The organism is Xanthomonas sp., assembly GCF_017163755.1.
In the GTDB taxonomy this organism is placed as follows: Bacteria; Pseudomonadota; Gammaproteobacteria; order Xanthomonadales; family Xanthomonadaceae; genus Xanthomonas_A.
The window spans coordinates 32665-58955 of record NZ_JAFIWC010000015.1 but is presented as its reverse complement, the minus strand read 5'-3'; the positions used below and the strand labels follow the sequence as shown (position 1 = coordinate 58955).

General features: G+C 70.7%; 22 protein-coding genes and 1 pseudogene. 16 read left to right on the top strand and 7 right to left on the bottom strand.

Going from position 1 to position 26291, the window contains the following annotated elements:
* Positions 1-2: 2 nt before the first annotated feature.
* From JR065_RS11570 to JR065_RS11560, 3 genes are all read right to left on the bottom strand, one after another.
* A complete protein-coding gene (locus tag JR065_RS11570) occupies positions 3-2249 on the bottom strand; it encodes a 1,4-alpha-glucan branching enzyme (protein ID WP_206234340.1) in 2247 nt (748 codons plus the stop codon).
* Positions 2246-3811 (bottom strand): glycogen synthase GlgA, encoded by a 1566-nt coding sequence (gene glgA / locus JR065_RS11565; RefSeq protein ID WP_206234339.1) that lies wholly within the window; start codon positions 3809-3811, stop codon positions 2246-2248. The genes JR065_RS11570 and glgA overlap by 4 nt, the downstream gene beginning before the upstream one ends.
* Before the next feature lie 420 nt (positions 3812-4231).
* Entirely contained in the window at positions 4232-4636 is a 405-nt protein-coding gene (locus JR065_RS11560; protein WP_206234338.1) for a response regulator, read from the bottom strand.
* Between the two features lie 110 nt (positions 4637-4746).
* On the opposite strand from JR065_RS11560, the gene JR065_RS11555 reads away from it, so the two are divergent.
* The 6 genes from JR065_RS11555 to hemC all read left to right on the top strand — a co-directional run bounded on the left by JR065_RS11555 (position 4747) and on the right by hemC (position 11957).
* Positions 4747-6045 (top strand): ATP-binding protein, encoded by a 1299-nt coding sequence (locus tag JR065_RS11555; protein WP_206234337.1) that lies wholly within the window; start codon positions 4747-4749, stop codon positions 6043-6045.
* Between the two features lie 486 nt (positions 6046-6531).
* A complete protein-coding gene (gene mdoH, locus JR065_RS11550; protein ID WP_206234336.1) occupies positions 6532-8463 on the top strand; it encodes a glucans biosynthesis glucosyltransferase MdoH in 1932 nt (643 codons plus the stop codon).
* A 45-nt stretch (positions 8464-8508) separates the two neighbouring features.
* Positions 8509-9174: an alpha/beta hydrolase gene (locus JR065_RS11545; RefSeq protein ID WP_206234334.1), complete on the top strand. Its 666-nt coding sequence runs from the start codon at positions 8509-8511 to the stop codon at positions 9172-9174.
* 29 nt (positions 9175-9203) lie between these two features.
* Positions 9204-10223 (top strand): sensor histidine kinase, encoded by a 1020-nt coding sequence (locus JR065_RS11540; RefSeq protein ID WP_206234408.1) that lies wholly within the window; start codon positions 9204-9206, stop codon positions 10221-10223.
* A 10-nt stretch (positions 10224-10233) separates the two neighbouring features.
* A complete protein-coding gene (locus JR065_RS11535) occupies positions 10234-10962 on the top strand; it encodes a response regulator (RefSeq protein WP_206234333.1) in 729 nt (242 codons plus the stop codon).
* 71 nt (positions 10963-11033) lie between these two features.
* On the top strand, positions 11034-11957 hold the full coding sequence (hemC, locus tag JR065_RS11530; protein ID WP_206234332.1) for a hydroxymethylbilane synthase: 924 nt from the start codon (positions 11034-11036) through the stop codon (positions 11955-11957).
* A 225-nt stretch (positions 11958-12182) separates the two neighbouring features.
* On the opposite strand, the gene JR065_RS11525 is transcribed toward hemC, so the two are convergent.
* Positions 12183-12971 carry a DUF481 domain-containing protein gene (locus tag JR065_RS11525; protein WP_206234330.1) on the bottom strand — a complete coding sequence of 263 codons (789 nt, stop codon included), beginning with the start codon at positions 12969-12971 and terminating at the stop codon, positions 12183-12185.
* Between the two features lie 218 nt (positions 12972-13189).
* On the opposite strand from JR065_RS11525, the gene JR065_RS11520 reads away from it, so the two are divergent.
* Positions 13190-14161: a helix-turn-helix transcriptional regulator gene (locus JR065_RS11520; RefSeq protein WP_206234329.1), complete on the top strand. Its 972-nt coding sequence runs from the start codon at positions 13190-13192 to the stop codon at positions 14159-14161.
* 198 nt (positions 14162-14359) lie between these two features.
* Here JR065_RS11520 and JR065_RS11515 read toward each other — a convergent pair whose 3' ends face one another.
* Together JR065_RS11515 and JR065_RS11510 are read right to left on the bottom strand one after the other, a co-directional pair.
* Entirely contained in the window at positions 14360-14761 is a 402-nt protein-coding gene (locus tag JR065_RS11515; RefSeq protein ID WP_277420142.1) for a winged helix-turn-helix transcriptional regulator, read from the bottom strand.
* A gap of 333 nt (positions 14762-15094) precedes the next feature.
* On the bottom strand, positions 15095-15670 hold the full coding sequence (locus tag JR065_RS11510; RefSeq protein ID WP_206234326.1) for a lipocalin family protein: 576 nt from the start codon (positions 15668-15670) through the stop codon (positions 15095-15097).
* A 130-nt stretch (positions 15671-15800) separates the two neighbouring features.
* Here JR065_RS11510 and JR065_RS11505 point away from each other — a divergent pair, with 130 nt between their 5' ends.
* From JR065_RS11505 to JR065_RS21525, 3 genes and pseudogenes are all read left to right on the top strand, one after another.
* Positions 15801-16115 (top strand): hypothetical protein, encoded by a 315-nt coding sequence (locus tag JR065_RS11505; protein ID WP_206234325.1) that lies wholly within the window; start codon positions 15801-15803, stop codon positions 16113-16115.
* Positions 16116-16182: 67 nt separating this feature from the next.
* Entirely contained in the window at positions 16183-18288 is a 2106-nt protein-coding gene (locus JR065_RS11500) for a prolyl oligopeptidase family serine peptidase (RefSeq protein WP_206234324.1), read from the top strand.
* Positions 18289-18704: 416 nt separating this feature from the next.
* Positions 18705-18832 (top strand): annotated as a pseudogene (locus JR065_RS21525) (pseudouridine synthase); the annotation flags it as partial.
* Between the two features lie 151 nt (positions 18833-18983).
* Here JR065_RS21525 and JR065_RS11495 read toward each other — a convergent pair.
* Entirely contained in the window at positions 18984-20198 is a 1215-nt protein-coding gene (locus JR065_RS11495; RefSeq protein WP_206234323.1) for a pyridoxal phosphate-dependent aminotransferase, read from the bottom strand.
* 194 nt (positions 20199-20392) lie between these two features.
* On the opposite strand from JR065_RS11495, the gene JR065_RS11490 reads away from it, so the two are divergent.
* The 6 genes from JR065_RS11490 to xerC all read left to right on the top strand — a co-directional run bounded on the left by JR065_RS11490 (position 20393) and on the right by xerC (position 26283).
* Positions 20393-22480, top strand: coding sequence for a S9 family peptidase (locus JR065_RS11490; RefSeq protein ID WP_206234322.1), 2088 nt, complete (start codon positions 20393-20395; stop codon positions 22478-22480).
* 476 nt (positions 22481-22956) lie between these two features.
* A complete protein-coding gene (locus JR065_RS11485; RefSeq protein WP_206234320.1) occupies positions 22957-23340 on the top strand; it encodes a YbaN family protein in 384 nt (127 codons plus the stop codon).
* A gap of 205 nt (positions 23341-23545) precedes the next feature.
* The gene (gene lptM / locus JR065_RS11480; RefSeq protein ID WP_206234319.1) at positions 23546-23794 is read left to right on the top strand and encodes an LPS translocon maturation chaperone LptM; all 249 of its coding nucleotides are present in this window, start codon (positions 23546-23548) and stop codon (positions 23792-23794) included.
* Complete coding sequence (gene dapF, locus JR065_RS11475) at positions 23787-24641, top strand: diaminopimelate epimerase (RefSeq protein WP_206234317.1); 855 nt, start codon at positions 23787-23789, stop codon at positions 24639-24641. The genes lptM and dapF overlap by 8 nt, the downstream gene beginning before the upstream one ends.
* Entirely contained in the window at positions 24638-25303 is a 666-nt protein-coding gene (locus JR065_RS11470; RefSeq protein ID WP_206234316.1) for a DUF484 family protein, read from the top strand. The genes dapF and JR065_RS11470 overlap by 4 nt, the downstream gene beginning before the upstream one ends.
* Positions 25300-26283, top strand: a complete 984-nt coding sequence (gene xerC, locus JR065_RS11465; protein ID WP_206234314.1) for a tyrosine recombinase XerC — start codon at positions 25300-25302, stop codon at positions 26281-26283. The genes JR065_RS11470 and xerC overlap by 4 nt, the downstream gene beginning before the upstream one ends.
* Positions 26284-26291 lie beyond the last annotated feature (8 nt).

Below are 26291 nucleotides of genomic sequence, written 5' to 3'. Positions count from 1 at the left end.
GATCAGTGCTCCGCTTGCAGCCAGATGGTGGACAGCGGCGGCAGCGTCAGCGCCAGCGATTGCGGATGTCCGTGCATCGCTTGCGCCTGGGTGTGCAGCCCGCCGCCGTTGCCGTGATTGGAGCCGCCGTAGTAGGCGCTGTCGCTGTTGAGCACCTCGCGCCAGCTGCCGGCGCGCGGTACGCCCACCCGGTAGTCGAAGCGCGGGGTCGGGGTGAAATTGCTCACCGCCAGCAGCGGCGGCGCATCGCCGTGGCGATCGTAGCGGACGAAGGCGAACACGCTGTTGCGGTGGTCGTCGCCAACGCTCCATTCGAAGCCTTCCGGCGCGCGGTCGCTGCGGTACAGCGCCGGCTGCGCGCGCAGCTGCCGGTTGAGGTCGCCGACCAGCCGCGCCAGGCCGCGATGCTCCTCGCGCTGCAGCAGTTCCCAGTCCAGCGCGCGGTCGTGGTCCCATTCGCGCCACTGGCCGAACTCCCCGCCCATGAACAGCAGCTTGCGTCCCGGGTGCGCCCACATGAAGGCCAGGTAGGCGCGCAGGTTGGCGAAGCGCTGCCAGGTGTCGCCGGGCATCTTCGACAGCAGCGAGCCCTTGCCGTGCACCACCTCGTCGTGCGACAGCGGCAGCACGAAGTGCTCGGAGAACGCGTACACCAGGCCGAAGGTCATCTCGCTGTGGTGGTGCTGGCGGTACAGCGGATCGCGCTGCATGTAGCTCAGCGTGTCGTGCATCCAGCCCATGTTCCACTTGTGGCTGAAGCCCAGGCCGTCCTGCGCGATCGGCGCGGTGACGCCGGGCCAGGCGGTGGATTCCTCGGCCATCACCCGCACGCCGGGAAAGCGCTGCGCGATCTGCTGGTTGAGCCGGCGCAGGAACGCCACCGCTTCCAGGTTCTCGCGCCCGCCGTGGGCGTTGGGCACCCATTCGCCCTCGTTGCGGCTGTAGTCGCGGTACAGCATCGAGGCCACCGCATCCACGCGCAGGCCGTCGACGTGGTAGCGCTCGATCCACTCCAGCGCGCTGCCGACCAGGTAGGCCAGCACCTCGCCGCGGCCGTAGTTGTAGACCAGGGTGTTCCAGTCGCGATGCACGCCTTCGCGCGGATCGGCATGTTCGTACAGCGCGCTGCCGTCGAAGCGCTGCAGGCCGTGCGCATCATCGGGAAAGTGCGCGCTGACCCAGTCCAGGATCACGCCGATGCCGGCCTGGTGGCAGGCGTCGACGAAGCGGGCGAAGGCGGCCGGCGTGCCGTGGCGCGCGGTCGGCGCGTACATGCCCAGCGGCTGGTAGCCCCAGGAGCCGCCGAACGGATGCTCGGTCACCGGCATCAGCTCGATGTGGGTGAAGCCCAGTTCCCGCACGTGCGGGATCAACTGCGCGGCCAGCGCGTCCCAGTCCAGCGGCCGGCCGTCGGCGTCGTGGCGCCAGGAGCCGGCGTGCAGTTCGTAGATGCTGATCGGCTGCGCGCTGCCGGCCTGCTCGTCGCGCTGGCGCATCCACGCCGCGTCGTGCCACGGGAATTCTTCCGCCGTCGGCACCACCGACGCGGTGGCCGGCGGCGCCTCGGTCTGCCGCGCCAGCGGGTCGGCCTTGTGCGGCAGGCGGGTGCCGTCGGCGGCGACGATCTCGTACTTGTAGCGCTCGCCGCCGGCCAGCCCGGGCAGGAAGATCTCCCAGACCCCGGCGGCCGGGCGCAGGCGCATCGGATGGCGGCGTCCGTCCCAGTCGTTGAAGTCGCCGACCAGCGACACCCGCCGCGCGTTCGGCGCCCATACCGCAAAGCGCACCCCGGCCACGCCGCCGATGCGGTCGTGGTGCGCGCCCAGCGCGCGCCGCAGCGACTGGCCATCGCCCTCGGCGATGCCGCGCAGGCTGGCCTCGTCGAGCACCGGGCCGAACGCGTAGGGGTCGTCGGTTTCCTGCACCCGCTCCGGCCAGACGATGCGCAGCCGGTACGGCATCGCGGTCTTCAGGTGGCCTTCGAACACGCCCTCGGCCAGCGGGTGGGCCTGCATCCGCGCCACCAGCTTGCCGTTCGCGTCCAGCAGCCCGAGCGCCTCGGCGCCATGTGCCAGCGCGCGCACGCGTACCGCGCCGCCGCCTTGCGCATGCGGGCCCAGCCAGGCGAACGGATCCGCCGCCTCGCCCAGCGCCAGCGCCTGCAAGGCCGCCTGCTCGCGCGTGCCGCGTTCGGCGTCCGCGTCTGTATCCGACTCCACTTGCGCCAGCGCCTGTTCCCGTTCGCTCATGCCACCGCCGTTGCCGCGGTACGGTCGTACAGCGCCATGTACTTGCGCCCGGCCAGTTCCCAGCCGCTGGGGCGCAGCATCGCCGCGCGCCGCATCGCCTGCAGCAGCCCGGGCATGCGGAAGGTGCGGAACGCGCGCTGCAGGCAGCGGCGCAGGCCGTCGGCCGACGGATCCTGGAACAGGAAGCCGGTGACGCCGTCGTCGACGGTGTCGATGAGGCCGCCGGTGGCATGCGCGATCGGCAGGCTGCCGAAGCGCTGCGCGTACATCTGGCTGAGCCCGCACGGCTCGAAGCGCGAGGGCATCAGCAGGAAGTCCGAGCCGGCGAACATCCGCCGCGCCAGGCTTTCCTCGAAGCCGATGAACGCGCCGACATGGCCGGGGAAGCGCCGCGCCAGCGCCGCCACCGCCTGCTCGATCTGCGGCTCGCCGCCGCCGATCACCACGATCTGGCCGCCGGCGGCGACGATCTGCGGCGCCACCTCGCAGATCAGGTCCAGGCCCTTCTGGTGCACCAGCCGCGACACCACCGCGAACAGCGGGCCGTCGCTGTTGAGCAGGCCGAATTCGCGGCGCACCTGCGCGGCGTTCTCGCGCTTGCCTTGGAACTGGTTGATGCCGAAATGGGTGTGCAGGTGGCCGTCGGTGCGCGGGTCCCAGCTGGCGTCGATGCCGTTGACGATGCCGCTGAGCCGCCCGCTGGCCGCGCGCCGCGCCAGCAGCGATTCCAGCCCGCAGCCCTGCGCCGGGCCGGTGATCTGCGCGGCGTAGCTGACGCTGACCGTGTTGACGTGCTCGGCATGGACGATGCCCGCGCGCAGGAACGACATCTGCCCGTAGAACTCCAGGTCCTGCAGGCCTTCGCTGGGCACGCCCAGGCTGGCGGCCAGCGAATACGGGAACAGGCCCTGGTAGGCCAGGTTGTGGATGGTCAGCAGGCACGGCGTGGTGCCGCCGGACCAGCGCACGTAGGCGGCGGCCAGCGCGCACGGCCAGTCGTTGAGGTGCAGCAGGTCCGGCGTCCACTCCAGCCCGGCGCGGCCGGCGGCGATCTGCGCGGCGGCGTGCGACAGCGTGGCGAAGCGCAGCGCGTTGTCCTCCCAGTCGCGGCCTTCGCTGGACACGTACGGCGAACCCTGGCGCTCGAACAGCGCCGGGCACAACAGGACGTAGACCGACAGCCCGTCGGGCTGCTGGGTGCGGCCGATCGAACAGGCCGGCAGGCCGGCGTGGGCGGCGATGTTGCCCACCACCTCCAGCGGACCGGTCTTGCGCAGCACCGCCGGGTAACCCGGGATCAGCACGCGGATGTCGCAGAAGTCGCGCAGCGCGCGCGGCAGCGCCGCGGCGACGTCGCCCAGGCCGCCGGCCTTGATGAAGTCGGCCATTTCCGAGGTCACGAACAGGCTGGAGCGACGCGGGGTCGGCTGCAACTTGACGGTCACATCGGCATGGCGGATGAAACGGCCGCGCGCGTCGCGATGGCGGCGCCGAGGCGGCAGCGAGACCGGATGGGTATCGCGTTGTCTGTCGGGTAGATCGGCGGAACTGGGTGGGCTCATGGCGAATCCGTCGGGGAGGGGGAGACGGTCACACGGGAAAACGATGGCTAGCGCCGGCCCTGGACGGGCCTGCGATGTGCTGCGACGAAAGCTAAGGATGCTGCGGACGGGAGCGGGTCAGCGCCCCTTCAGGTAAATCTAAGAGCGCCTCGATAAAAGGGGCGTGAAGTGATCGGGGTTGTCTACCTCGCGTGCGGACCGGACGCGCACAGTGGCGATGGGCGCAGGCGTGGCCGGGCAAGGCGGGGAGGTCCAATGAATCGTTTAGCTTCGGCGGCGGCTGCGCCGGCGTGCGCGCCGCGCACCAGCGCGTCGGCATGCCTCGGAGGGAGCCTTGGTTTCGCGTTGCCGCCAGCGGGCGCTTCGCCGTCGCGCAGCCGTTGCGCGGCCGAACTGGCGCCAACGCGGCGTTCGCGGCGTTCACGCCACCCGTCGTGCGCCCGGGTCGGGCCGTGGGCGCATCCGCTGCAGCGCCGCCAGCAGCCCGGAGCGGCTGTAGGGCTTGGGCAGGAAGGTCGTATGCGCCGGCAGCGCGGTCGCGTCGGCCTGGCTCATGCCGCCGGAGGTCAGCAGCGCCGGGATCGCCACCGCGCGGCGGCGCAGTTCGCGCACCATCGTCATGCCGTCGCAACCGCCGGGCATCTGCACGTCGCTGAAGATCAGGTCCACCTCCGGATGCTGGCCCAGCAGCGACAGGGCTTCCTGCGCGGTGCCGGCCGACAGCACCAGGTAGCCGTCGTCGCCGAGCATCAGCGCGGCCAGTTCGCGGGTCATGTGGTCGTCCTCCACCAGGAGGATCGTGGTCGGGGCAGAGAGACCGCCCATATGCAGCGCCAAGTCGGCTTCAGTGCCAGCAGCTTCGGCGCTGCGCAGTGAAGCGCTGGTGAGGCCGAGGCGATGCCGATATGCTCGACATAATCGAAACGAGGCGCACCGTGCCCATCCATGCACGCTACCGGCAAGTCGTGGAGCTTTCGCGCGACTGCATCAAGGAAATCGGCCGCGACGGCATCGTGCGCTCGGTCAACACCCATGGCATGGGCCTGCTGTGCGCGCCGGAACCGGCGCTCGTGGTCGGTCGCGAATGGGTGTCGCTGTGGCCGCAGGACGCGCGCCCGATCGCCGAGCGCGCGTTCGCCGCGGCATTGCGCGACGAACAGTACGAGTTCTGGGCGCAGCGCGAGACCTTCGACGGGCGGATGCGCTGGTGGCATGTGCTGACCAGCCCGCTGGCCAATGCGCGCCGCGAGGTGGAGAGCGTGCTGGTGATCAGCCGCGACATCACCGAGCACCGCCAGATCGAACGCGCCCTAGAGCTGCTCAACGGCAGCCTGCCGGCGGCGCAGCCGACGCAGGCGACGAGCCTGCCGCTGCCGGCCGAGGCCGACGGGGTGGCGGCGCTGGGCCGGCAGTGGCAGGACGAGCACTCCCAGTTGCGCGGGCAGCTGGACATCGCGCTGGCCGCGCAGCGCGTCGCCGAGCGCGCGGTGACCCAGGCGCAGAAGGGCGAGGCGATCGGGCACATGCTCGCGGGCATCGTCCACGATTTCAACAACATGCTGCAGACCGCGATGACCTCGCTGAGCATGGTGTCCGAGCACCCGGAGCGCCTGCAGCCGGACCAGCGCAAGCTGCTGGGCATCGCCACCGACGCGCTGCAGCACGGCGCGCGGATGAGCCGGCGCCTGCTCGGCTTCGCCCGCGCCCACCCGGTCAAGCCGGAATGGCTGGACCTGTGCGACGTGGTGATGCACATGCAGCCGCTGCTGGCGCAGGCGCTCGGGGAAATGCGGCTGTCGCTGGCCGCGTCCGACGGCGGCGCCACCACCTACGCCGACCGCGGCTCGGTGGAGCAGGCGGTGATGAACCTGGCGCTGAACGCGCGCGATGCCTGCGTGCCGGGCGACGTGATCTCGATCCGCTGCGGCCGCCTGCAGGTCACGCCGGCGCAAGCGGCGGCGCTGCGCCAGCCCGGCGACTACGTGACCCTGGAGGTCAGCGACCACGGCTCGGGCATGTCGGAAGACACCAAGTCGCGGCTGTTCGAGGCCTATTTCACCACCAAGCCGGAAGGCAAGGGCACCGGCCTGGGCCTGGCCCAGGTCTACGGCCTGGTGCGCCAGGCCGGGGGGTTCGTCGACGTGGACTCCGAACTGGGCCGCGGCACCACCATCACCCTGGCGTTCCCGCACGTCGCCGAGCGCCCGCCCGGCGATCCGCAAGCCGCCGACTGAGCGACGACGCGCCATGCCCGCGGCCGGCGCGTCGCGGAGCAAGCTGCTGTGCACAGGTGCTTTTCCCGCCATTGCGATGGATTCGGACGCGACGTGCGGGATTTCCCCCGGACACAGCGGGTGGCCGCGCTACGTCCCGCACCGTCGACGCCGGCCGCGATCGGCCCGCGGTTACGCGCCTCCATGCCATACCGCATGGAGCGTTCGCGGCACGCGCTCGCAGCCATTGCGCCGGTTCCCGCTGCGGCGAAACGTACGTGAGCCCGGCACGCACGCCTGAACGAAAACGCCGCCGCGCCACGTGCGCCGCGCGGGCCGCCTTCGCGAAAGCCTTACCATTTACGGTTTAGAGTGGCGGTCGAATTTTGCCTGCCGGACAGGAGAGGTCGTGGTTTCAACTGGCTGCAATGGGAATGAAACGCGCGCGGCGGCGGGCCGCGCCATCGCGGCGGCGCGCCTGATCGCGCGACGGGGCCTGCGGATCGCATGAGCATGGTCGTCCCCCCACCGACCCTGCCCCCCGAAGACGTTCTGGATGCCGGGCACGCGGTGCTGCCGCCGGAGGCGCCGCTGCCGATGCCGGTGCAGTCGCTGCGCCAGGGCCGGCTGCGCAACAGGCGCCTGCCGAGCACGCCGGCCGGCATGGGCTGGCGCCGGCTCTACGTGTTCGGCACCACCGCGCTGATGACCGTCTACGCCAGCATCCTGATCGGCAAGGTGCTGCTGATCGGCGGCCTGGGCGTGCTCGAGGCGTGCCTGCTGGTGCTGTTCGTGCCGCTGTTCGCGTGGATCGCGCTGTCCTTCGTCAGCGCCCTGGCCGGTTTCCTGACCGTGCTGTTCGGCGGCGGGCGCAAGCTCGGCATCGATCCGCACGCGCCGCTGCCGGTGCTGCGCAGCCGCACCGCGCTGCTGATGCCGGCCTACAACGAGGACCCGCACCGGCTGATGGCCGGGCTGCAGGCGATCTACGAGTCGGTCGAAGCCACCGGGCAGATCGACCGGTTCGATTTCTTCATCCTCAGCGATACCACCAACGCGGTGGTCGGCGCCGAGGAGGAACGGGTCTACGCCGATCTGGTCGAGCGCACCGGAGGACATGGCCGCATCTACTACCGGCGCCGTTTCGACAACGCCGAGCGCAAGGCCGGCAATATCGCCGACTGGGTGCGCCGCTTCGGCGGCGCCTATCCGCAGATGCTGATCCTGGACGCCGACAGCCTGATGACCGGCGAGACCCTCGTGCGCCTGGTCGCCGGCATGGAGGCCAACCCCGACGTGGGCCTGATCCAGACCCTGCCGGAAGTGGTCAACGGCAACAGCCTGTTCGCGCGCATGCAGCAGTTCGGCGGCCGCGTGTACGGCCCGGTGATCGCCTACGGCGTGGCCTGGTGGCACGGCTCGGAGAGCAACTACTGGGGCCACAACGCGGTGATCCGCACCCAGGCCTTCGCCGAGCAGGCCGGCCTGCCGGCGTTGCCGGGGCGCAAGCCGTTCGGCGGCCACGTGCTCAGCCACGACTTCGTCGAGGCGGCGCTGATGCGCCGCGGCGGCTGGGCCACGCACATGGTGCCGTACCTGCAGGGCAGCTACGAGGAGGGCCCGCCGACGCTGACCGACCTGCTGGTGCGCGACCGCCGCTGGTGCCAGGGCAATCTCCAGCACGCCAAGATCGTGCCGGCGCGCGGCCTGCACTGGGTCAGCCGCATGCACATGATGATCGGCATCGGCCACTACTTCACCGCGCCGATGTGGGCCATGCTGATGCTGATCGGCGTCGCCATCCCGCTGCAGAGCAGCGGCATCGACCTGGCCGCGCTGGTGCTGCCGCCGTTCTCGCCGGCGCGCTACTGGCACCAGCAGGACGGCGAGCGGGTGTTCTGGGTGTTCGCGGTCACGATGTTCGTGCTGCTGGCGCCGAAGGTGTTCGGCTACCTGGCGATGCTGCTCAAGCGCGAAGAGCGCGTGGGCTGCGGCGGCGCGCTGCGCGCGCTGCTGAGCATGCTGCTGGAGACGGTGCTGGCGGCGCTGATGGCGCCGGTGGTGATGTACGTGCAGTCGCGCGGCGTGGCCGAGGTGCTGGCGGGCAAGGATTCGGGCTGGGACGCGCAGCAGCGCGACGATGGCCGGCTGTCGTGGCTGGCGCTGATCCGCAGCTACGGCGGGCTCAGCCTGTTCGGGCTGATGATGGGGGTGGCCGCCTACGCGGTGTCGCCGTCGCTGGCGCTGTGGATGGCGCCGGTGGTGATCGGCATGATGCTGGCGATCCCGGTGGTGGCGCTGACTTCCTCGCGCGCGGTCGGGCTGTGGCTGCGCAAGCTGCGCATCCTGGCCATCCCCGAAGAGCGGCAGCCGCCGGCGGTGCTGCTGCGCGCCACCGAACTGCGCCGCGCCGCGGCCGCGCGACGCGCCGCCGGCTGACGCGGCGGGCATAATGCGCCCGGTCACCACGGGGAAAGGCCGCGCATGCTGGAAACACTGGAACACGAAACCGCCGCCGCTCCGGGCTGGACCGTGCTGTGGCTGCACGGGCTCGGCGCCGACGGCCACGACTTCGCGCCGCTGGTGCCCGAACTGCTGCGCCCGGGCTGGCCGGCGCTGCGCTTCGTCTTCCCGCATGCGCCGGTACGCGCGGTGACGATCAACAACGGCGTGCGCATGCGCGCCTGGTACGACATCGTCGGCATGGATTTCCCGACCCGCGCCGACAGCGCCGGTGTGGCCGAGTCGGTGGCGCAGGTGGAGGCGCTGATCCAGCGCGAACACGAGCGCGGGGTGCCGGCCGAACGGTTGCTGCTGGCCGGCTTCTCGCAGGGCGGGGCGATCACCCTGGCGGCCGGCCTGCGCCGCGAGCGGCCGCTGGCCGGGCTGATCGGCCTGTCGACCTATCTGCCTGACCTGGCCAGCGTGGCTGCCTGGCATGCCCCGGCGGCGCTGGCGCAGCCGCTGTTCATGGCCCACGGCCAGAGCGACCCGGTGATCCCGCTCGCCTACGCCGAGCAGACCGCCAACGCGCTGCAGGCGCTGGGCATGCCGCTGCAGTGGCAACGCTACCCCATGGCGCACCAGGTCTGCGCGGAGGAAATCCACGCCCTGGGCGACTGGATGACGCAGCGCTTCGCGGCGGCGTGAGCGATCCGGCCACCCGCGCCGAACCCTGGCTGCCGGACCTGTGCCGGCTGCGCCGCATCGCGGTGCTGCTCGGGCTCGCCGAGCTGGTGGTGCTGGTGGTGGCGTTGACGCCCGATGGCGTGCGCCACTGGGGTGTGGGCCAGTTCCTGTCCGCCAGCGGCTTCGCGTTGTGGCTGGCCCTGGCGGTGGCCGGGTTGCTGTGCGTGCTGCGCGCGCCGCTGTCGCGGCCGCCGATGCAGCTGGGAGCGTTGCTGGCGGTCGTGCTGGCCGGCGTGACCGCGATGCTGGGTGCCGGCATCGTGCACGCCCTGTACGCGGCGCTCGACCAGCGCTGGATGGGCGGCGGCGTCGGCTTCTGGCGTTTCACCCTCGGCAGCGCCGGCGTGGTGACCCTGATCGTGGCCTTGGCGCTGCGCTACTTCTACGTGAGCGACCGCTGGGAAGCCCAGCTCAACGCCAACGCGCGCGCCGAAGCCGATGCGTTGCAGGCGCGGATCCGCCCGCATTTCCTGTTCAACAGCATGAACCTGATCGCCAGCCTGCTGCGGCGCGATCCGGCGGTCGCCGAGCGCGCCGTCCTCGACCTGTCCGACCTGTTCCGTGCCGCGCTCGGCGCAGGCGAAGGCGATTCGTCCTTGCGCGAGGAGTGCGAGCTGGCCGAGCGCTATCTGTCGATCGAGTCGCTGCGGCTCGGCGACCGCCTGCAGGTCGAATGGCAGCGCGAGGAACCCTTGCCATGGTCGTTGCCGTTGCCGCGGCTGACCCTGCAGCCGCTGGTCGAGAACGCGGTGCTGCATGGCATATCCCGGCTGCCCGAAGGCGGCGCGATCGTGCTGCGGCTGCGTTGCCACGAGGGTCTGTTGCAGGTGTCGATCCGCAACCCGGCGCCGCCGCCGGACCCGCAGGCGCTGGCGGTGCGCGCCGGAGCCGGTCACGCCCAGCGCAGCATCGCCCATCGCCTGGCCTACCGCTTTGGCCCGCGGGCGCGGATGACGGGCCACTGGCGTGAAGGCTACTATGCCTGCGAGATCGCGCTCCCGCTGACCTGAGGTGCCGCACGTGAAGGTGGTGATCGCCGACGACGAACCTCTGGCGCGCGAGCGGCTGCGCGCGCTGCTGGCCGAACACGCTGGCATCGACGTGGTGGCCGAAGCGGAGAACGGCATGCAGGCGCTGCACGCCTGCGCCGAGCTGCAGCCGGACCTGGTGCTGCTGGACATCGCCATGCCCGGCGTGGATGGGCTGGAGACCGCGCGCCACCTGGCGACGTTCGAGCCGCGGCCGGCGGTGGTGTTCTGCACCGCCTACGACGCGCACGCGCTGTCCGCGTTCGAGGCGGCGGCGATCGACTACCTGATGAAGCCGGTGCGCCCGGAGCGGCTGGCGTCGGCGCTGGAACGCGCACGCACCTTCATGGCCGGCCGCGGCAACGGCGATGCCACGGTGTCGGCGCAGCGCCGCACCCACCTGTGCGCGCGGCTGCGCGGCAGCCTGCGGCTGATCCCGGTGGACGACATCCATTACCTGCAGGCCGAGGAAAAGTACGTGGTGGTGCACCACGCGCGCGGCGAGGACCTGATCGAGGAGTCGCTGAAGTCGCTGGAAGAGGAGTTCGCCGAACGCTTCGTGCGCATCCACCGCAACTGCCTGGTCGCGCGCCACGAGCTGGTCGAGCTGCGCCGCCTCGGCGAAGGCCAGGTGCAGGCGGTGCTGCGCCACGGCAAGCAGCCGCTGGAGGTGAGCCGGCGCTGCGTGGCGCAGTTGCGGCAGGAGATCCGGCATCTGTGAAGGCCGGGATTGGGGATCCGGGATTGGGAGAGTGCGGCGACCGGCGGCGCGCTTTCCGCGATAATGGCGGCATGAAGACCGTGCGCATCGCCACCCGCAAGAGCCCGCTCGCCCTGTGGCAGAGCGAACACGTCGCCGATTGCCTGCGCGCGGCGCATCCGGGGCTGGACGTGGTGCTGGTGCCGATGAGCACCCGCGGCGACGAGGTGCTGGACCGTTCGCTGGCCGCGGTCGGCGGCAAGGGCCTGTTCCTGAAGGAACTGGAGCTGGCGATGCTGCGTGGGCAGGCCGATTGCGCGGTGCATTCGCTCAAGGACGTGCCGATGGAGCTGGATCCGCCGTTCGCGCTGGCGGCGATCCTGGCCCGCGCCGATCCGGCCGATGCGCTGATCTCCAACCTGTACGCGTCGCTGGACGCGCTGCCGCTCGGCGCGCGCGTGGGCACCTCGTCGCTGCGGCGGCAGGCGCAGCTGCGCGCGCGGCGGCCGGATCTGGAACTGCTGGACCTGCGCGGCAACGTCAACACGCGCCTGGCCAAGCTCGACAACGGCGGCTACGACGCGATCGTGCTGGCCTGCGCCGGGCTGCAGCGGCTGGGCCTGGACGCGCGCATCACCCAGCGGCTGCAGGCGCCGGACTGGCTGCCGGCGCCGGCGCAGGGCGCGATCGCGGTGGAATGCCGCGGCGACGACGGCCAGGCCATGACGCTGTTCGCCGCGCTCGACGACGCGCGCACCCGCGCCTGCGTGGAGGCGGAGCGGGCGATGAACCGCGCGCTGCACGGCAGCTGCCACGTGCCGGTGGCGGCGTTCGCGCAATGGCAGGGCGGGGACCTGCTGTTGCAGGGGCTGGTCGGCGGCGTCGCCGACGGACGCCTGGTGCGCGCCGATGCGCAGCGTCCGGCACACGATCCGCAGGCGTTGGGCCAGGCCGTCGCCGAAGCGCTGCTGGGCGCCGGGGCGCGTGCGTTGCTGGACGCCGCGGCGCCAGCCTGAGCGCTCGCCGGAGCCGGGCGGGTTCGGGATCCATCGCAAACAGCAAAGCTGCAGGAGCGGCTTGGCGCTACCGGCATCGTTGATGGCGCCTGTCGCGGCTGAAGCCGCTCCTACGAAAAGGGGCCGTCGACCGCAAACGGCCGGGTCGACGGCCCCATGCGACAGCGCCGATCGGCCAGGTCGCGGCGCATGCTGTTCCCGAGTCCCGAGTCCCGAGTCCCGGCCCTACTTGAACTTGTAGACCACGTTCATCGTGGTCAACGTATCGGTCTTCTTCTTCTCGTCGCTGACGTCGCTGTTGTGGCGCGCCTGCCAGCCGGCCTTCAGCGCGAAGTGCGAGTTCATGCTGACCGAGATGCCCAGGTCGTTCTGCGCGAAGGTGTTGTAGGAACCCGACTCCACCAGCAGGGTGTTGCCGACCTCGGTGTTGTCGGTCAGCGCGTACTTGAAATCAAACAGGCCGCGGCCGATCAGGCTGGTCTCGTTGCGGTCCTCTTCCACGTCGTGGGCGCGGCGCACGCCGGGGCCGACCTGCACGTCCACCGTGTAACGGTCGCTGTCCATGACCCGCGTGCCGTAGCCGATGCCGACGGTGCCCAGGCGGTCGTAGGTGGCGAAGTCGTCGCGCTCGTAGCGCAGCGAGGCGGTCAGCTGGCGGTGCTCGCCGAGCTGAAGCGCGCTGCCGGCGCTGCCGGTGTAGCGGTTGGAGGTGGTCTGGCGTACCCGCTCGGTGCTGCCATCGTCGTTGCTGTTGGTGTACTCGGCGCTGGCGCGCAGCGCGAACAGGTCCAGGCTGTGGATCCAGTCGCCGTCCAGGTACTGGCCCTTCAGGCGGCCGTTGAAGGTCTCGGTGGAACTGTTGCCGTGCGAGGAGGCGAAGCCCAGTTCGCCCGAGCCGCTCCAGGGGGAGCTGGACGCATCCAGGGAGGGCGTGCCTACGTCGTCGGCCCAGGCCAGGGCCGGGCTCAGCAGCATCAGGGTGACAACGGGGACTAGGGCGACACGGCGCGGCATGGCTTCTCTCCGGATAAAGGACGTAGCCTTCGGCTAACGAAATGGAAACGATTTCATCATACCGGACCCGCATGACCTCCCGGCTGCCGCGCGGTCCCCGGCTTTAACCGGGATTTTGGTCGGGCGCCCGGCGCGTGCCGGCGCCGCCGCCCGCCGCACGTGCGTCTGCGGCCCGCCGCAGCGGTTTTTCGGCCGCGGACTCAGACATAATCGGCGCCATGGACCGCTACGAACGCATCACTGCCTTGCACCGCCTGCTCAAGTCCGCGCGCTACCCGGTGACGGTGGCGCGCCTGCAGGACGAGCTGAGCTGTTCCCGCGCCACCGTCTACCGCGACCTGGCGTTCCTGCGCGATGCGCTGATGGCGCCGGTGGAGGGCGACGGCGAAGCCGGCTTCCGCTACGAATCCGGCGAGAGCGACCGCTTCGAGCTGCCCGGGCTGTGGCTGAGTTCGGAAGAACTGCATGCACTGCTAGCCTCGCAGCAACTGCTGGCGCGTACCGGCGGCGGCGTGCTGTCGTCGGTGCTGGCGCCGCTGCAGCAGCGCATCGAGGGCCTGCTGGCGGCGCAGGCCGGCGCCAGCCATTGGCCGGTGGAACGGGTGCGGGTGATCCCGCACCGCGGCCGCAAGCTGGACGAAGCCAGCTTCCGCAGCGTCGCCTCGGCGGTGCTGGAGCGCAAGCGGTTGTCGTTCGACTACCGCGCCCGCTCCACCGACGAGTCGACCAAGCGCACCGTATCGCCGCAGCGCATCACCCACTATCGCGACAACTGGTACCTGGACGCCTGGGACCACGGCCGCGACGCGGTGCGCAGTTTCGCCGTGGACCGCATCAACCATGCGCGGCTGCTCGACCAGCCGGCGCAGGACGTGGCCGACGAGGAACTGGATTCGCAGCTGGCCGCCAGCTACGGGATCTTCTCCGGCGCGCCGAAGGGCTGGGCGACGATCGTGTTCAGCCCCAAGGCGGCGCGCTGGGTGGCCGACGAGCACTGGCATTCCAAGCAGCAGGGGCGCTTCCTGCCCGACGGCAGCTACGAGCTGAAGGTGCCGTACAGCGTCTCGCGCGAATTGCTGATGGACGTGCTGCACTACGGCTCGGATGCGGAGATCGTCGAGCCGCGCTCGCTGCGCGAACAGGCCAAGTCGCTGCTGTCGCTGGCGCTGAGCAACTACAACGACGACTAGGGCCCCGGCCCGATAGCGGCGATCGGCGTTGGCGCCGGGACGGTGTCGATGGCCTGATGCGCTTGCAGGGGGGCGGCCGCGCTGTGGGTCCGGCCGTGGCTGATGGCCCCAAGGCCGCCCGGAGCCGCTCTGGCTGCCGGCGTCGGCCTTCCTGGATTGGCGCGCGCATGCGGCGATGCGGCGGCGCAGGGCCTGCGCCTAGTCCGGCAGCGCCTTCGGCACCTCGGCGTGGGCGCCGAGGATCGTGCCGATGTGGGTCTCGATCCAGTCGACCAGTTCGTGCACGTGCGCGGCCACGTCCTGGCCCAGGGCGGTCAGCCCGTACTCCACGTGCGGCGGCACCACCGGGTACGAGGTGCGGCGCACGAAGCCGTCCGCTTCCAGCGCCTGCAGGGTCTGCGCCAGCATCTTCTCGCTGACCCCTTGCAGGCGGCGGCGCAGGTCGCCGAAACGGTAGGTGCCGGTGCGCAGCACCACCAGCGCCAGCACGCCCCAGCGGCTGGTCACGTGGCTGAGGACGGCGCGCGACGGGCAGTTCGCGGCGAGCACCTGGCCGCGCGGCGGCGGGTCGCAGGGCAGGCAGGGGTGGGCGTCGGGCAATGCGTAAGCCGGCATGCTGTCCAAGCGGGGCGCCTCTCGGGGGGGAATCGGCCCGATCATACCGGCCGGCGATGTCGCTTCGATGAGCGGCGGGTGATCGTGGATCGTCTTGCGCCGCGGCAGCGTCGAGCCGCCTGCCAAGCCTGGCGGCGCGCTGCCGTGGCGGGCGGCGACAGCGCCAATGCGCCTGAACCGGGAATGCGCTCTGCCGCGTCCGTCGCGACGCAGCTCGCTCTCACGGCAGCCTCTGGACACCGCAGGAGGGCTTATTGGGCCGAGACTGGATGAGCTGGGAAAATCGCCGCGCGTGGGCCGCGCAGCTGCGCCGATCGCTCAGGGCCGCTTCGGCACTTCGAAGCCCAGCTTGCCGACCTGGTCGCGGCGCTGCGCCACGCGCTTGAGCTTGTCGACGTTGACCCCGTGCTCGTGGTCCAGCCGATCGACCAGCGTGCGGTACTGCTTGTGCTCCATGTCCGGCGCGCGGGAGAGCACCCAGGCCAGGTCGCGGCCGGGATAGTCGACCAGCGCCCACGAATAGTCCGGCGCCACTTCCAGGATGCGGTACTTGGTCGGCACCACGGCCAGGCGCCAGGTGGTCCAGCGCCGGTTGCCGGTGTCCTCCTTGACCGTGGCGCGCGCGGTTGATTCCTCGACCGGCTCGTCGAAGCCTTCGCGGTACCGGTAGCGCACCGCGATCTTGCCTTCTTCCTTGAGCGTGTAATCCTCGCTGCTGGCGACACGGCCGCGCTCGGCGAAATAGGGGATGCGCGCGATGACGTACCACTTGCCCATGAAGCGCTGCAGGTCCACCGGCGGCTGCGCCGGATCGTCGCTCGCCGCGCGGGCCGCCGGCAGCGGCACGGCCATGCCCAGCATCAGCATGGCGGCGAACATCGAAAACAGGCGCATAAGGCAGGATCCGGAGGCTGAAGGCACACGCTAAGCGGTGCAGGGCGAAGGCAATGTCAATGCGGGTCGCAGCCGTTGAGATGGCCGCCGCACAGTCTATACGCCTCACCCAGCTGCCGGAGTCGCCGCCATGCCCATCCCCTCCACCTCGCGTCCGCGCCACGCTCCGCACCCCGGGCTGCGCCGCCTGCTGCGCCAGGCGATCCTGGCCGGACTGGCATTGCTGCTGGTCTGGCCGGCCACGCGCGGCCACAGCGAGTGGCTGGGCTGGGGGCCGCTGTGGCTGCTGGGCATGCCGCTGAGCGCGTGGTGGGCGCTGCATCGCTTCGCGCTGCCGACGTCGACACTGCGCCGCGCGCTGACCCGGGTACGGCCGCGGGTGCAGGCGCGGCGGCGCCGGCGCACGGCGCCGCTGCGCCTGCCGCGCCTGCCGCGCGCGGCCTGACCTTCGGCAGGGGAGGCCGCGGCGCGGGCCATGCTAGGGTTCCGGCGATATTCTCCTGGAACTGCCGATGCCCACGTTCGCCCATGCCTGCCTGCTCGCAGGCCTGATCACCGCCGGCGCCGCCGCGGCCGAGGAACCCGCGATGTCGCAAGATCCCTATGCCTGGCTCGAGGACGTCACCGGCGCCAAGCCGCTGGACTGGGTCAAGGCGCAGAACGCCAAGACCGAGGCGCGGCTGGCCGCCGATCCGGCGTTCGCGGCGCGCGAGTCGGGCATTCGCCAGGTGCTGGATTCGGACGCCAAGATCCCGGTGGTGCAGAAGATCGGCCCGTACTACTACAACCTGTGGAAGGACCGCGAACACGAGCGCGGCCTGTGGCGGCGGACCACGCTGGAGGAATACCGCAAGCCCGAGCCGAAATGGGAGACGGTGCTGGACATCGACGCGCTGAACAAGGCCGAGGGCGAGAACTGGGTGTGGCACGGCGCCGACTGCCTGCGTCCGGACTACCGCCGCTGCCTGATCGCGCTGTCGCGCGGCGGCGCCGATGCCGACGTCACCCGCGAGTTCGACCTGGGCAGCAAGCAGTGGGTCAAGGACGGCTTCTTCCGTCCCGAGGCCAAGGGCGGCCTGGGCTGGATCGACGCCGACACGGTCTACGTCTACACCGACTTCGGCGCCGGCACGATGACCAGCTCCGGCTATCCGCGCGTGGTCAAGCAATGGAAGCGCGGCACGCCGCTGAGCAGCGCCACGCCGGTCTACGAGGGCAAGCCGGAGGACATGTACATCGCCGCGCTGCACGACGATACGCCCGGCTACGAGCGCGATTTCGTCACCCGCACGCTGGCGTTCTACAACGACGAGCTGTACCTGCGCGGCGCCGACGGCCGCCTGACCAAGCTCGACGTGCCGAACTCGGCCAACAAGCGCGTGCACCAGCAGTGGCTGACGCTGGAGCTGCGCGATCCGTGGACGGTGGCGGGCAAGACCTACGCCGCCGGCGCACTGCTGGCGACCCGCTTCGACGACTTCATGGCCGGCAAGCGCCAGTTCCAGGTGCTGTTCGAGCCGACCGAGACCGCGTCGCTGGCCTCGTTCGCGTGGACCAAGTCGCGGCTGGTGCTGAACGTGCTCGACAACGTCAAGAGCCGGCTGTGGGTGCTCACGCCCGGCGCCGGCGAATGGGCGCGCGCTCCGTTGCCGGTCGGCGAGCTGGCCTTCGGCAGCACCAGCGTCGAGGCGGTCGACGCCGACGAGAACGACCAGGTGTGGCTGACCTCCACCGACTACCTGACCCCGACCACGCTGCTGCTGGCCGACGCGCAGCGCGGCGCGGGCAGCATCGAGGCGCTGAAGGCGATGCCGGCGTTCTTCGACGCGTCCAGGCACGCGATCGAGCAGCATTTCGCCACCTCCCAGGACGGCACCCGCGTGCCGTACTTCCTGGTGCGTCCGAAGCAGCTGAAGCTGGACGGCAGCAATCCGACCCTGCTGTACGCGTACGGCGGCTTCGAGATCTCGATGACCCCGTTCTATTCCGGCAGCCTCGGCCGCGCCTGGCTCGACCAGGGCGGCGTATACGCGGTGGCCAACATCCGCGGCGGCGGCGAATACGGCCCGCGCTGGCACCAGGCGGCGCTGAAGCAGAACCGGCACAAGGCCTACGAGGACATGGCGGCGGTGGCGCAGGACCTGGCCGCGCGCAAGATCACCTCGGCCAAGCACCTGGGCGTGCAGGGCGGCAGCAACGGCGGGCTGATGGCCGGCAACATGCTGACCCAGTACCCGCAGCTGTTCGGGGCGGTGGTGGTGCAGGTGCCGCTGCTGGACATGAAGCGCTACAGCCACCTGCTCGCCGGCGCGTCGTGGATGGCCGAGTACGGCAATCCGGACACCGACGACTGGAACTACATCCGGTCCTTCTCGCCGTACCACCTGTTCGATCCGAAGAAGACCTATCCGCCGGTGATCTTCCTGACCTCCACCCGCGACGACCGGGTGCATCCGGGGCATGCGCGCAAGATGGCGGCGAAGATGATCGATGCGGACAAGGACGTGACCTATTACGAGAACATCGAGGGCGGCCACGGCGGCGCGGCGAACAATGCGCAGGCGGCGCATATGCAGGCGCTGGCGTACAGCTTCCTGTGGGAGCGGTTGAAGGACTGAGGGCGATCGCGGCCGGCCGTGTTGGATGTCCGCGCTTTGGTGCGCGGGCTCCGGCTGGGTAGGGCGGCAGCGAGGGCTGGAGCTAGCAGCAAAGGCAGGAGCTAGCAGCAAAGGCAGGAGCAACGGCAAAGGCTTTCGCGCCCTTGGCGCGAGTTACTTTTGTCTTGGCAAAAGTAACCAAAACCGCAGTCGCCGACGCGAGCCGATGCGATGAGGCCGCATCGGTTCCCTGCGCTCCTCGGCACAAGCGGCACGGCGCCCAAACTCGCTTCGCTCAAACAAGGGCGCCTCTTCGGCCGCTTGCGCCTGCGGTGCTCGGCTCGCTTTGAAGGCGAATAAGGTCAAAAGCAAAAAGCCACAGCCAAAGCACAGCCAAAGCACAGCCAAAGCACAGCTAAAGCACAGCTAAAGCTAAAGGCGCGCAGCTTGCCGCCACGCGGCGCGTGTACCTGCTGCTCCAACAAGCCGCGCGGCCTGTCACCACCGCGCAGGACGAACGCGGCCGCGACACCGTGTACCGCTGTTCGACAGTGCCGGGCTACCGTGCCTGCCAAGCGAGTAGGCGGAAGCCGGGGTGTGGGCCGTAGCGGCTGCGGTCGTGTGGTGCCGGGGCTACGGCGCCTTTGCATGGCTTCGAGCCTGCCGATTCCGATCGGTGGAGCGTTGGCGGCCGTTGGCCGAAGCGCGGTTGGGGTTCAGCGGCGGTCCCAGCGTTGCAGTCCGCGCGCGATGCGGGCGACCGCTTCCTGCAGCCGCGGCAGGCTCTGGGTGTAGGCCAGGCGCACGTGGTGGCGTGCGCGGTGATGGCCGAAGTCCAGGCCGGGGGTGAAGGCGACGTGCTCGGTTTCCAGGAAATGCCGGCAGAAGGCCTGCGCGTCGTCGGTGAAGGCGCTGACGTCGGCGTACAGGTAGAACGCGCCCTGCGGTTCGACCTCGATGCGGAAGCCCAGTGCGCGCACGGCCGGCAGCAGGTAGTCGCGGCGTTGCGCGAATTCGGCGCGGCGCGCCTCCAGGATCGCCAGCGTCTGCGGCTGGAAGCAGGCCAGGGCGGCGTGCTGGGCGATGCTCGAGGCGCTGATGTACAGGTTCTGCGCCAGTTTCTCCAGCGCCGGCACCGCCGCCGCCGGCGCCACCAGCCAGCCCAGGCGCCAGCCGGTCATGCCGAAGTACTTGGAGAAGCTGTTGAGCACGTAGGCGTCCTCGTCCACCTCCAGCACGCTGGGCGCGTCGATGCCGTAGCTGAGCCCGTGGTAGATCTCGTCCACCACCAGGTGCCCGCCGCGCGCGCGCAGCGCCTGCGACAGCGCGGCCAGTTCGCCTCGATCCAGCAGGGTGCCGGTGGGATTGGCCGGCGAGGCGGCCAGCGCGCCGACGCTGACATCGTCCCAATGGCGCTCGATCAGCGCCGGGGTCAGCTGGTAGCGGCTGTCCGGGCCCACGGGAACCAGCTGCGCCTGGCCCTCGACCAGGCGCAGGAAATGGCGGTTGCACGGATAGCCGGGGTCGGCCATCAGCCAGCGCTTGCCGGGATCGACCAGCAGCGCGCTGGCCAGCAGCAGCGCGCCGGAGCCGCCGGGGGTGATGAGGATGCGCGCCGGGTCCAGGTCCACGTCGTGGCGCTGGCGATAGAAGCAGGCCAGCGCCTGGCGCAGCGCCGGCAACCCGCGCGCGGCGGTGTAGCGGGTATGGCCGGCGGCCAGCGCGGCCTGGCCGGCGGCGACGATCGGCGCGGCGGTGGTGAAATCCGGTTCGCCGATCTCCAGGTGGATCACGTCGTGGCCGGCCTGTTCCAGTTCGTTGGCGCGCGCCAGCAGCGCCATCACGTGGAACGGCTCGATGTCGCGGCTGCGCTGGCTGTAGGCGGGCGCCGTGCTCGGCGGGTGGAGGGAGTCGGCGGGGAGGGCGGTCATGCGCCGATGATAGAAGAGGGCGCGCGGAAAAGCCCAAGCCGCGCTTGCCAGCGCGCGGCGTAGCGCGGAGACTCGGCCGGCACTGTGCGGGACCTTGCATGCGTGCCGCCCGCCGTACGCGGGCGTCCTGTTGCGTTGTCTCCGCCGGAGCCCCATTGATGCGTTACCGCCCTCTGCTAGCGACCCTCTTGCTCATGACCTCACCGTTCGCCTCCGCCCTCGCCACCGACGCCACGCCGCCGCGCGCGGCCAAGCAGCCGTACACGGTCAAGGCGCCGTTCGGCGCCACCCGCGAGGATGCCTATTACTGGCTGCGCGACGACAAGCGCGAGGACGCGCGGATGCTGGCCCACCTCAACGCCGAGAACGCCTACACCGACCAGGTGCTGGCGCCGCTGAAGCCGCTGGAGGACACGCTGTACAAGGAGATCGTCGGCCGCATCAAGCAGGACGACAGCAGCGTGCCGTACCGCGAGCGCGGCTACTGGTACTACAGCCGCTTCGAGACCGGCAAGGACTATCCGATCCAGGCGCGGCGCAAGGGCAGCATGGACGCGCCGGAAGAGATCCTGCTGGACGTCAACGCGATGGCCGCGGGCAAGGGCTATTTCAACGTCGGCGACGCGGTGGTCAGCCAGGACAACCGCATCCTGGCCTGGGCCGAGGACGATGTCGGCCGCCGCCAGTACGTGGTGCGGTTCAAGAACCTGGAGACCGGGGAGGTCTATGCCGACCGCATCGCCGGGGTGTCGCCCGACCTGGTGTGGGCCGACGACAACAAGACCCTGTTCTATGTCGAGAACGACCCGGAGACGCTGCTGACCGTGCGGGTCAAGAAGCACGTGCTCGGCACGCCGGCGGCGCAGGACGCGCTGGTCTACGAAGAGCACGACGACAGCTTCTACATGGGCCTGGGCCGCACCCGCGACGACAAGTACATCACCATCGGCATGGAAAGCACCGTGTCCTCCGAGCAGCGCTACGCGCCGGCGGCCGACCCGCAGGTGTTCACGGTGCTGGCGCCGCGCGAGCGCGACGTGGAGTACAGCGCCGACCACTTCGACGGACGCTGGGTGATCCGCACCAACTGGAAGGCGAAGAACTTCCGGCTGGTGACCGCCGCCGACGGCGCCACCGCGCGCGCGCAGTGGCAGGAATGGCTGCCCTACGACGATGCGGTGTTCATCGAGGACTTCGAGCTGTTCGACGGCTTCACCGCGATCGCCGAACGTTCCCACGGCCTGGAACGCATCCGCCTGCGCTTCGCCGACGGCAAGGAAGACTACGTCAAGGCCGACGAGCCGGCGTACTCGATGGGCCTGTCGGTCAACGCCGAGCCGGATACGCCGTGGCTGCGCTACAGCTACACCTCGCTGACCACGCCGGCCACCACCTACGAGATCAACACCCGCAGCGGCGAGCGCCGCCTGCTCAAGCAGCAGCCGGTGATCGGCTACGATGCCAGCAAGTACCAGACCGAGCGCCTGTGGGTGAGCGCGCGCGACGGGGTCAAGGTGCCGGTGTCGCTGGTGTACAAGAAAGGCTTCAAGAAGGATGGCAGCGCCGCGCTGTACCAGTACGCCTACGGCAGCTACGGCATGTCCACCGATCCCAACTTCAACCTGCCGGTGGTCAGCCTGCTCGACCGCGGCGTGGTCTACGCGATCGCGCACATTCGCGGCGGGCAGGAGATGGGCCGCGACTGGTACGACCAGGGCAAGCTGCTCAACAAGAAGAAAACCTTCACCGACTTCATCGACGTGACCCGCGCGCTGGTGCAGCAGGGCTACGCGGCGCCGGACCGGGTCGCCGCGGCCGGCGGCAGCGCCGGCGGGCTGCTGATGGGCGCGGTGGCGAACATGGCCCCGGCCGACTATCGCGTGCTGGTGGCGCAGGTGCCGTTCGTCGACGTGGTCACCACGATGCTCGATCCGACCATCCCGCTGACCACCAACGAGTACGACGAGTGGGGCAACCCCGAGCAGAAGCCGTATTACGACTACATGCTCAGCTACTCGCCGTACGACAATGTCGCGCGCCAGGCGTATCCGGCGATCTTCGTCGGCACCGGGCTGTGGGATTCGCAGGTGCAGTACTGGGAGCCGGCCAAGTGGGTGGCCAGGCTGCGCGACGAGAACACCGGCACGCGGCCGATCGTGTTCCGGGTGAACATGGAAGCCGGCCACGGCGGCAAGTCCGGGCGCTTCCGCCGCTACCGCGAGATGGCCGAGTCGTACGCGTTCATGCTCGACCAGCTGGGCGTGGAGCACGCGGCGAAGTGAGGCCGGCCGGCGCAGCGCGCTGTCGCGGCTGAAGCCGCTCCTACAGTAGCGGGCGGTGCGGTGACCGGGTGCACGTGTGGGAGGAGCTTCGCCGGTGTAGGCGCCGGCTTCAGTCGGGCGGATTCCGAAGCCGGTGACGGAAGGGTTGCGCGTCGCGACTGAAATCGCTCCCACAAGGGGGGGAGCCACTGAGCGCCGCCGGCGCGCTGTGGGAGGGACTTCAGTCCCGACTGCATCCACGCCCGCTAAGCCAGCTGCTTCGCTCGTCGCGACTGAAGTCGCTCCCACAAGGTGGGGGCACCGAGTGCCGCCGGGTGCGCTGCGGGAGGGACTTCAGTCCCGACTGCATCACGCCCGCCAGGCCGGCTGCTTCGCTCGTCGCGAACGAATCGTCGCGACTGGATTCGTTCCGCACCAGGCGGGTGCCGGGGCGCCTGTTCCGCGTCGCCGTTCGCCCGCGGCTTTATCATGGGCCGATGGAACCCCGCTCCCGTTTCCGCTGGGCCTGGTGGCTGCTGGCCTACGCCAGCCTGGCGACGGGCATCGTCGGCATCTTCGTGCCGGGCTTGCCGACCACGGTGTTCGTGCTGATCTCGGCCTACGCCGCCTCGCGCGGCTCCGAGCGCCTGCGCCGCTGGCTGATGGAGGATCCGCGCTTCGGCCCCAGCATCCGCGACTGGGAGGCGCACGGCGCGGTCAGCCGCCGCGGCAAGTGGATGGCCACCCTGACCATGGCGGTGTGCGCGCTGGTGCTGGTGCTGTTCGTGCACCGGCTGTGGGTGCAGGTGCTGGCGATCGGCTGCATGAGCGGGGTGGCGCTGTGGCTGTGGCTGCGTCCGGAGCCGCCGCCGCACGGCTGAATGTGGGTGCGCCTGCTGCGGCTGCGCGGCCGCCGCCACGGCATCGCGCCGCCAGCGCCGCCGCCAGCGCCGCCGCCAGCGTCGTCGTCGGCACCGCGCAATGCGCAGTGCGCCGGTGCCGCACCGCCTCCGCGGCCGGGCCTGTCGGGGCCGGGATGCCGCATGCGGCACAGCCGGTTCATGCCCTTCTGGCTATACTCGGCGCATGAGCACAACGTTCCGTCATCCGATACGTATCGCACTGGTCGGCGCCGCTCTGTTGGCGCTGGTCGGGTGCGGAAACAAGGGCCCGCTGGTGATGCCGCAGAAGCCGGTACCGGTGGAGACCCCGGCCGCACCGGCGAACCCGGACGAGGCCACGCCGCCGGCGACCACCGAGCCGGCCGACCAGGCGCAGCCGGTCGACGGCCAGCAGAAGCCGGTCGACGACACCACCACCGATGGGAATGAGTGAGGCCAGCGCCGCGCCGCGCCTGCATTTCACCAAGATGCACGGCGCCGGCAACGATTTCGTCGTGCTGGACCTGCGCGGCGGCGATCCGCCGCCCGACGCGGCACTGGCGGTGCGCCTGGCCGACCGCCACTTCGGCATCGGTTGCGACCAGATCCTGACCGTGGAAGCGCCGCGCAGCGACGCGGCGGTCGCCAGCTACCGGATCTGGAACACCGACGGCAGCCTGGCCGGGCAGTGCGGCAACGGCGCGCGCTGCATCGCCGCCTGGCTGGTCCGCGACGGCGCTGCCGGCGACGGCGATTTCGTCATCGACAGCCCCTTCGCGTCGCACCGCATCGAGCGCGGCGAGGACGGCCAGTTCGCCGTGGCGATGGGCGTGCCGCGCTTCGCCCCCGAGGCGGTGCCGCTGATCGGCTTTCCGCGCGCGCGCGAGGAATACCTGCTGACCCTGCAGGGGGAGACGGTGCGCTTCGGCGCCGTGTCGATGGGCAATCCGCATGCGGTGCTGGAAGTGGGCCTGGTCGACGCCGCGCCGGTCGAACGCCTGGGCCCGTTGCTGCAGCAGCATGCGTCCTTCCCCGATTCGGTCAACGTCGGCTTCGCCCAGGTGATGGACCGCTCCCTGGTGCGGCTGCGCGTGTACGAGCGCGGCGTCGGCGAGACCCTGGCCTGCGGCAGCGGCGCCTGCGCCGCGGCCGCGGTGCTGATGCAGCGCGGGCGGATCGACCGCGACGTGCGCATCCGCCTGCCCGGCGGCGAGTTGCGCGTGCGCTGGCCGCAGGACGACGCCGAGCTGGTGATGTCCGGCCCGGCCAGTTTCGTCTTCGATGGAGAGTGGATCCGATGAGCGACATCCAGGAAAAGATCGGCGCGCACGAAGTCGCCGCATGGCTGCGCCGCCATCCGGCCTTCCTCAAGCAGTTTCCGGACCTGGCGCTGACCCTGGTGGTGCCGCGCGACGAGGGCCCGGCCGCGTCGCTGGCCACCTACCAGCTGGAAGTGCTGCGCGACAAGAACCGCGAGCTGTCGCGGCGCCTGTCCGAACTGGCCGCCAACGCGCAGGTCAACGAGCGCCTGGCGGTGCGCACCCACCAGCTGACCCTGGCGCTGATGCGGCAGCGCACGCCGGCCGACACCCTGCGCGCGATGGCCGCCTCGCTGCAGGAGGACTTCAACGGCGACCTGGTGCGCATCGTGCTGCTGCAGCCGGTGCCGGGCCTGGACGACGCGCCGTGGCTGCAGGTGCTCGACGCCGAGGACCCGCGGCTGGCGCCGTTTCGCGATTGCCTGAAGGACGGCGAGCCGATCTGCGGGCGCCTGCAGCCGGAAAAGCAGGCGCTGCTGTACGCCGAGCGCGTCGAAGAAGTGCAGTCCACCGCGCTGCTGCCGCTGCCGGGCATCGGCCTGGTCGCGGTCGGCAGCCGCGATCCGAACCGGTTCTACCCCGGCATGGGCACCTTGTTCCTGCGCATGATGGGCGAGTCGCTGGCGGTGGCGTTGCAGCGATGAAAGCGGCCGGGACTCGGGACTCGGGACTCGGGACTCGAAAAGCGCAGTCGGGCGCGTCGGCCGATGCTGCCGCTGTTGAAACCGGGTCCCGGGTCCCGAGTCCCGAGTCCCGTTTCCTCGACTACCTGCAGATCGAACGCCGCATGTCCGCGCATACGCTCGATGCCTACCGGCGCGATCTGGCGGCGCTGGCCGACTGGGCGCAGGCGCAGGGCGTCGCCGCGCTGGAGGCGCTGCAGCCGGAGCAGTTGCGCGGCTTCATCGCCGCCGAACACCGGCGCGGGCTGTCGCCCAAGAGCCTGCAGCGGCGGCTGTCGGCGTGCCGCAGTTTCTATGCGTGGCTGCTCAAGCACGGCCGCATCCTCGCCAGCCCCGCGGCCGCGCTGCGTGCACCGAAGGCGCCGCGCAAGCTGCCGCAGGTGCTCGATGCCGACGAGGCGGTGCGCCTGGTCGAAGTGCCCACCGATGCGCCGCTGGGGCTGCGCGACCGCGCGCTGCTGGAGCTGTTCTACTCGTCGGGGCTGCGCCTGAGCGAGCTGTGCGCGTTGCGCTGGCGCGACCTGGATTTCGTCGCCGGCGTGGTCACCGTGCTCGGCAAGGGCAACAAGCAGCGCCAGGTGCCGGTCGGTTCGCACGCGCGCAAGGCGCTGCTGGAGTGGCAGGCGCAGCAGCGGCCGGCCGGCGAGGCGCCGGTGTTTCCCGGACGCGGCGGCGGCCCGATCGGCGCGCGCGCGGTGCAGATCCGCATCAAGCAGCTGGCCGGACGCCAGGGCCTGTTCAAGCACGTGCACCCGCACATGCTGCGGCACAGCTTCGCCAGCCATATCCTCGAATCCTCCGGCGACCTGCGCGGCGTGCAGGAACTGCTCGGCCACGCCGACATCGCCACCACCCAGATCTACACCCACCTGGACTTCCAGCACCTGGCCAAGGTCTACGACGCGGCGCATCCGCGCGCCAAGCGCAAGCCGCAGGCATGAACGCAGGC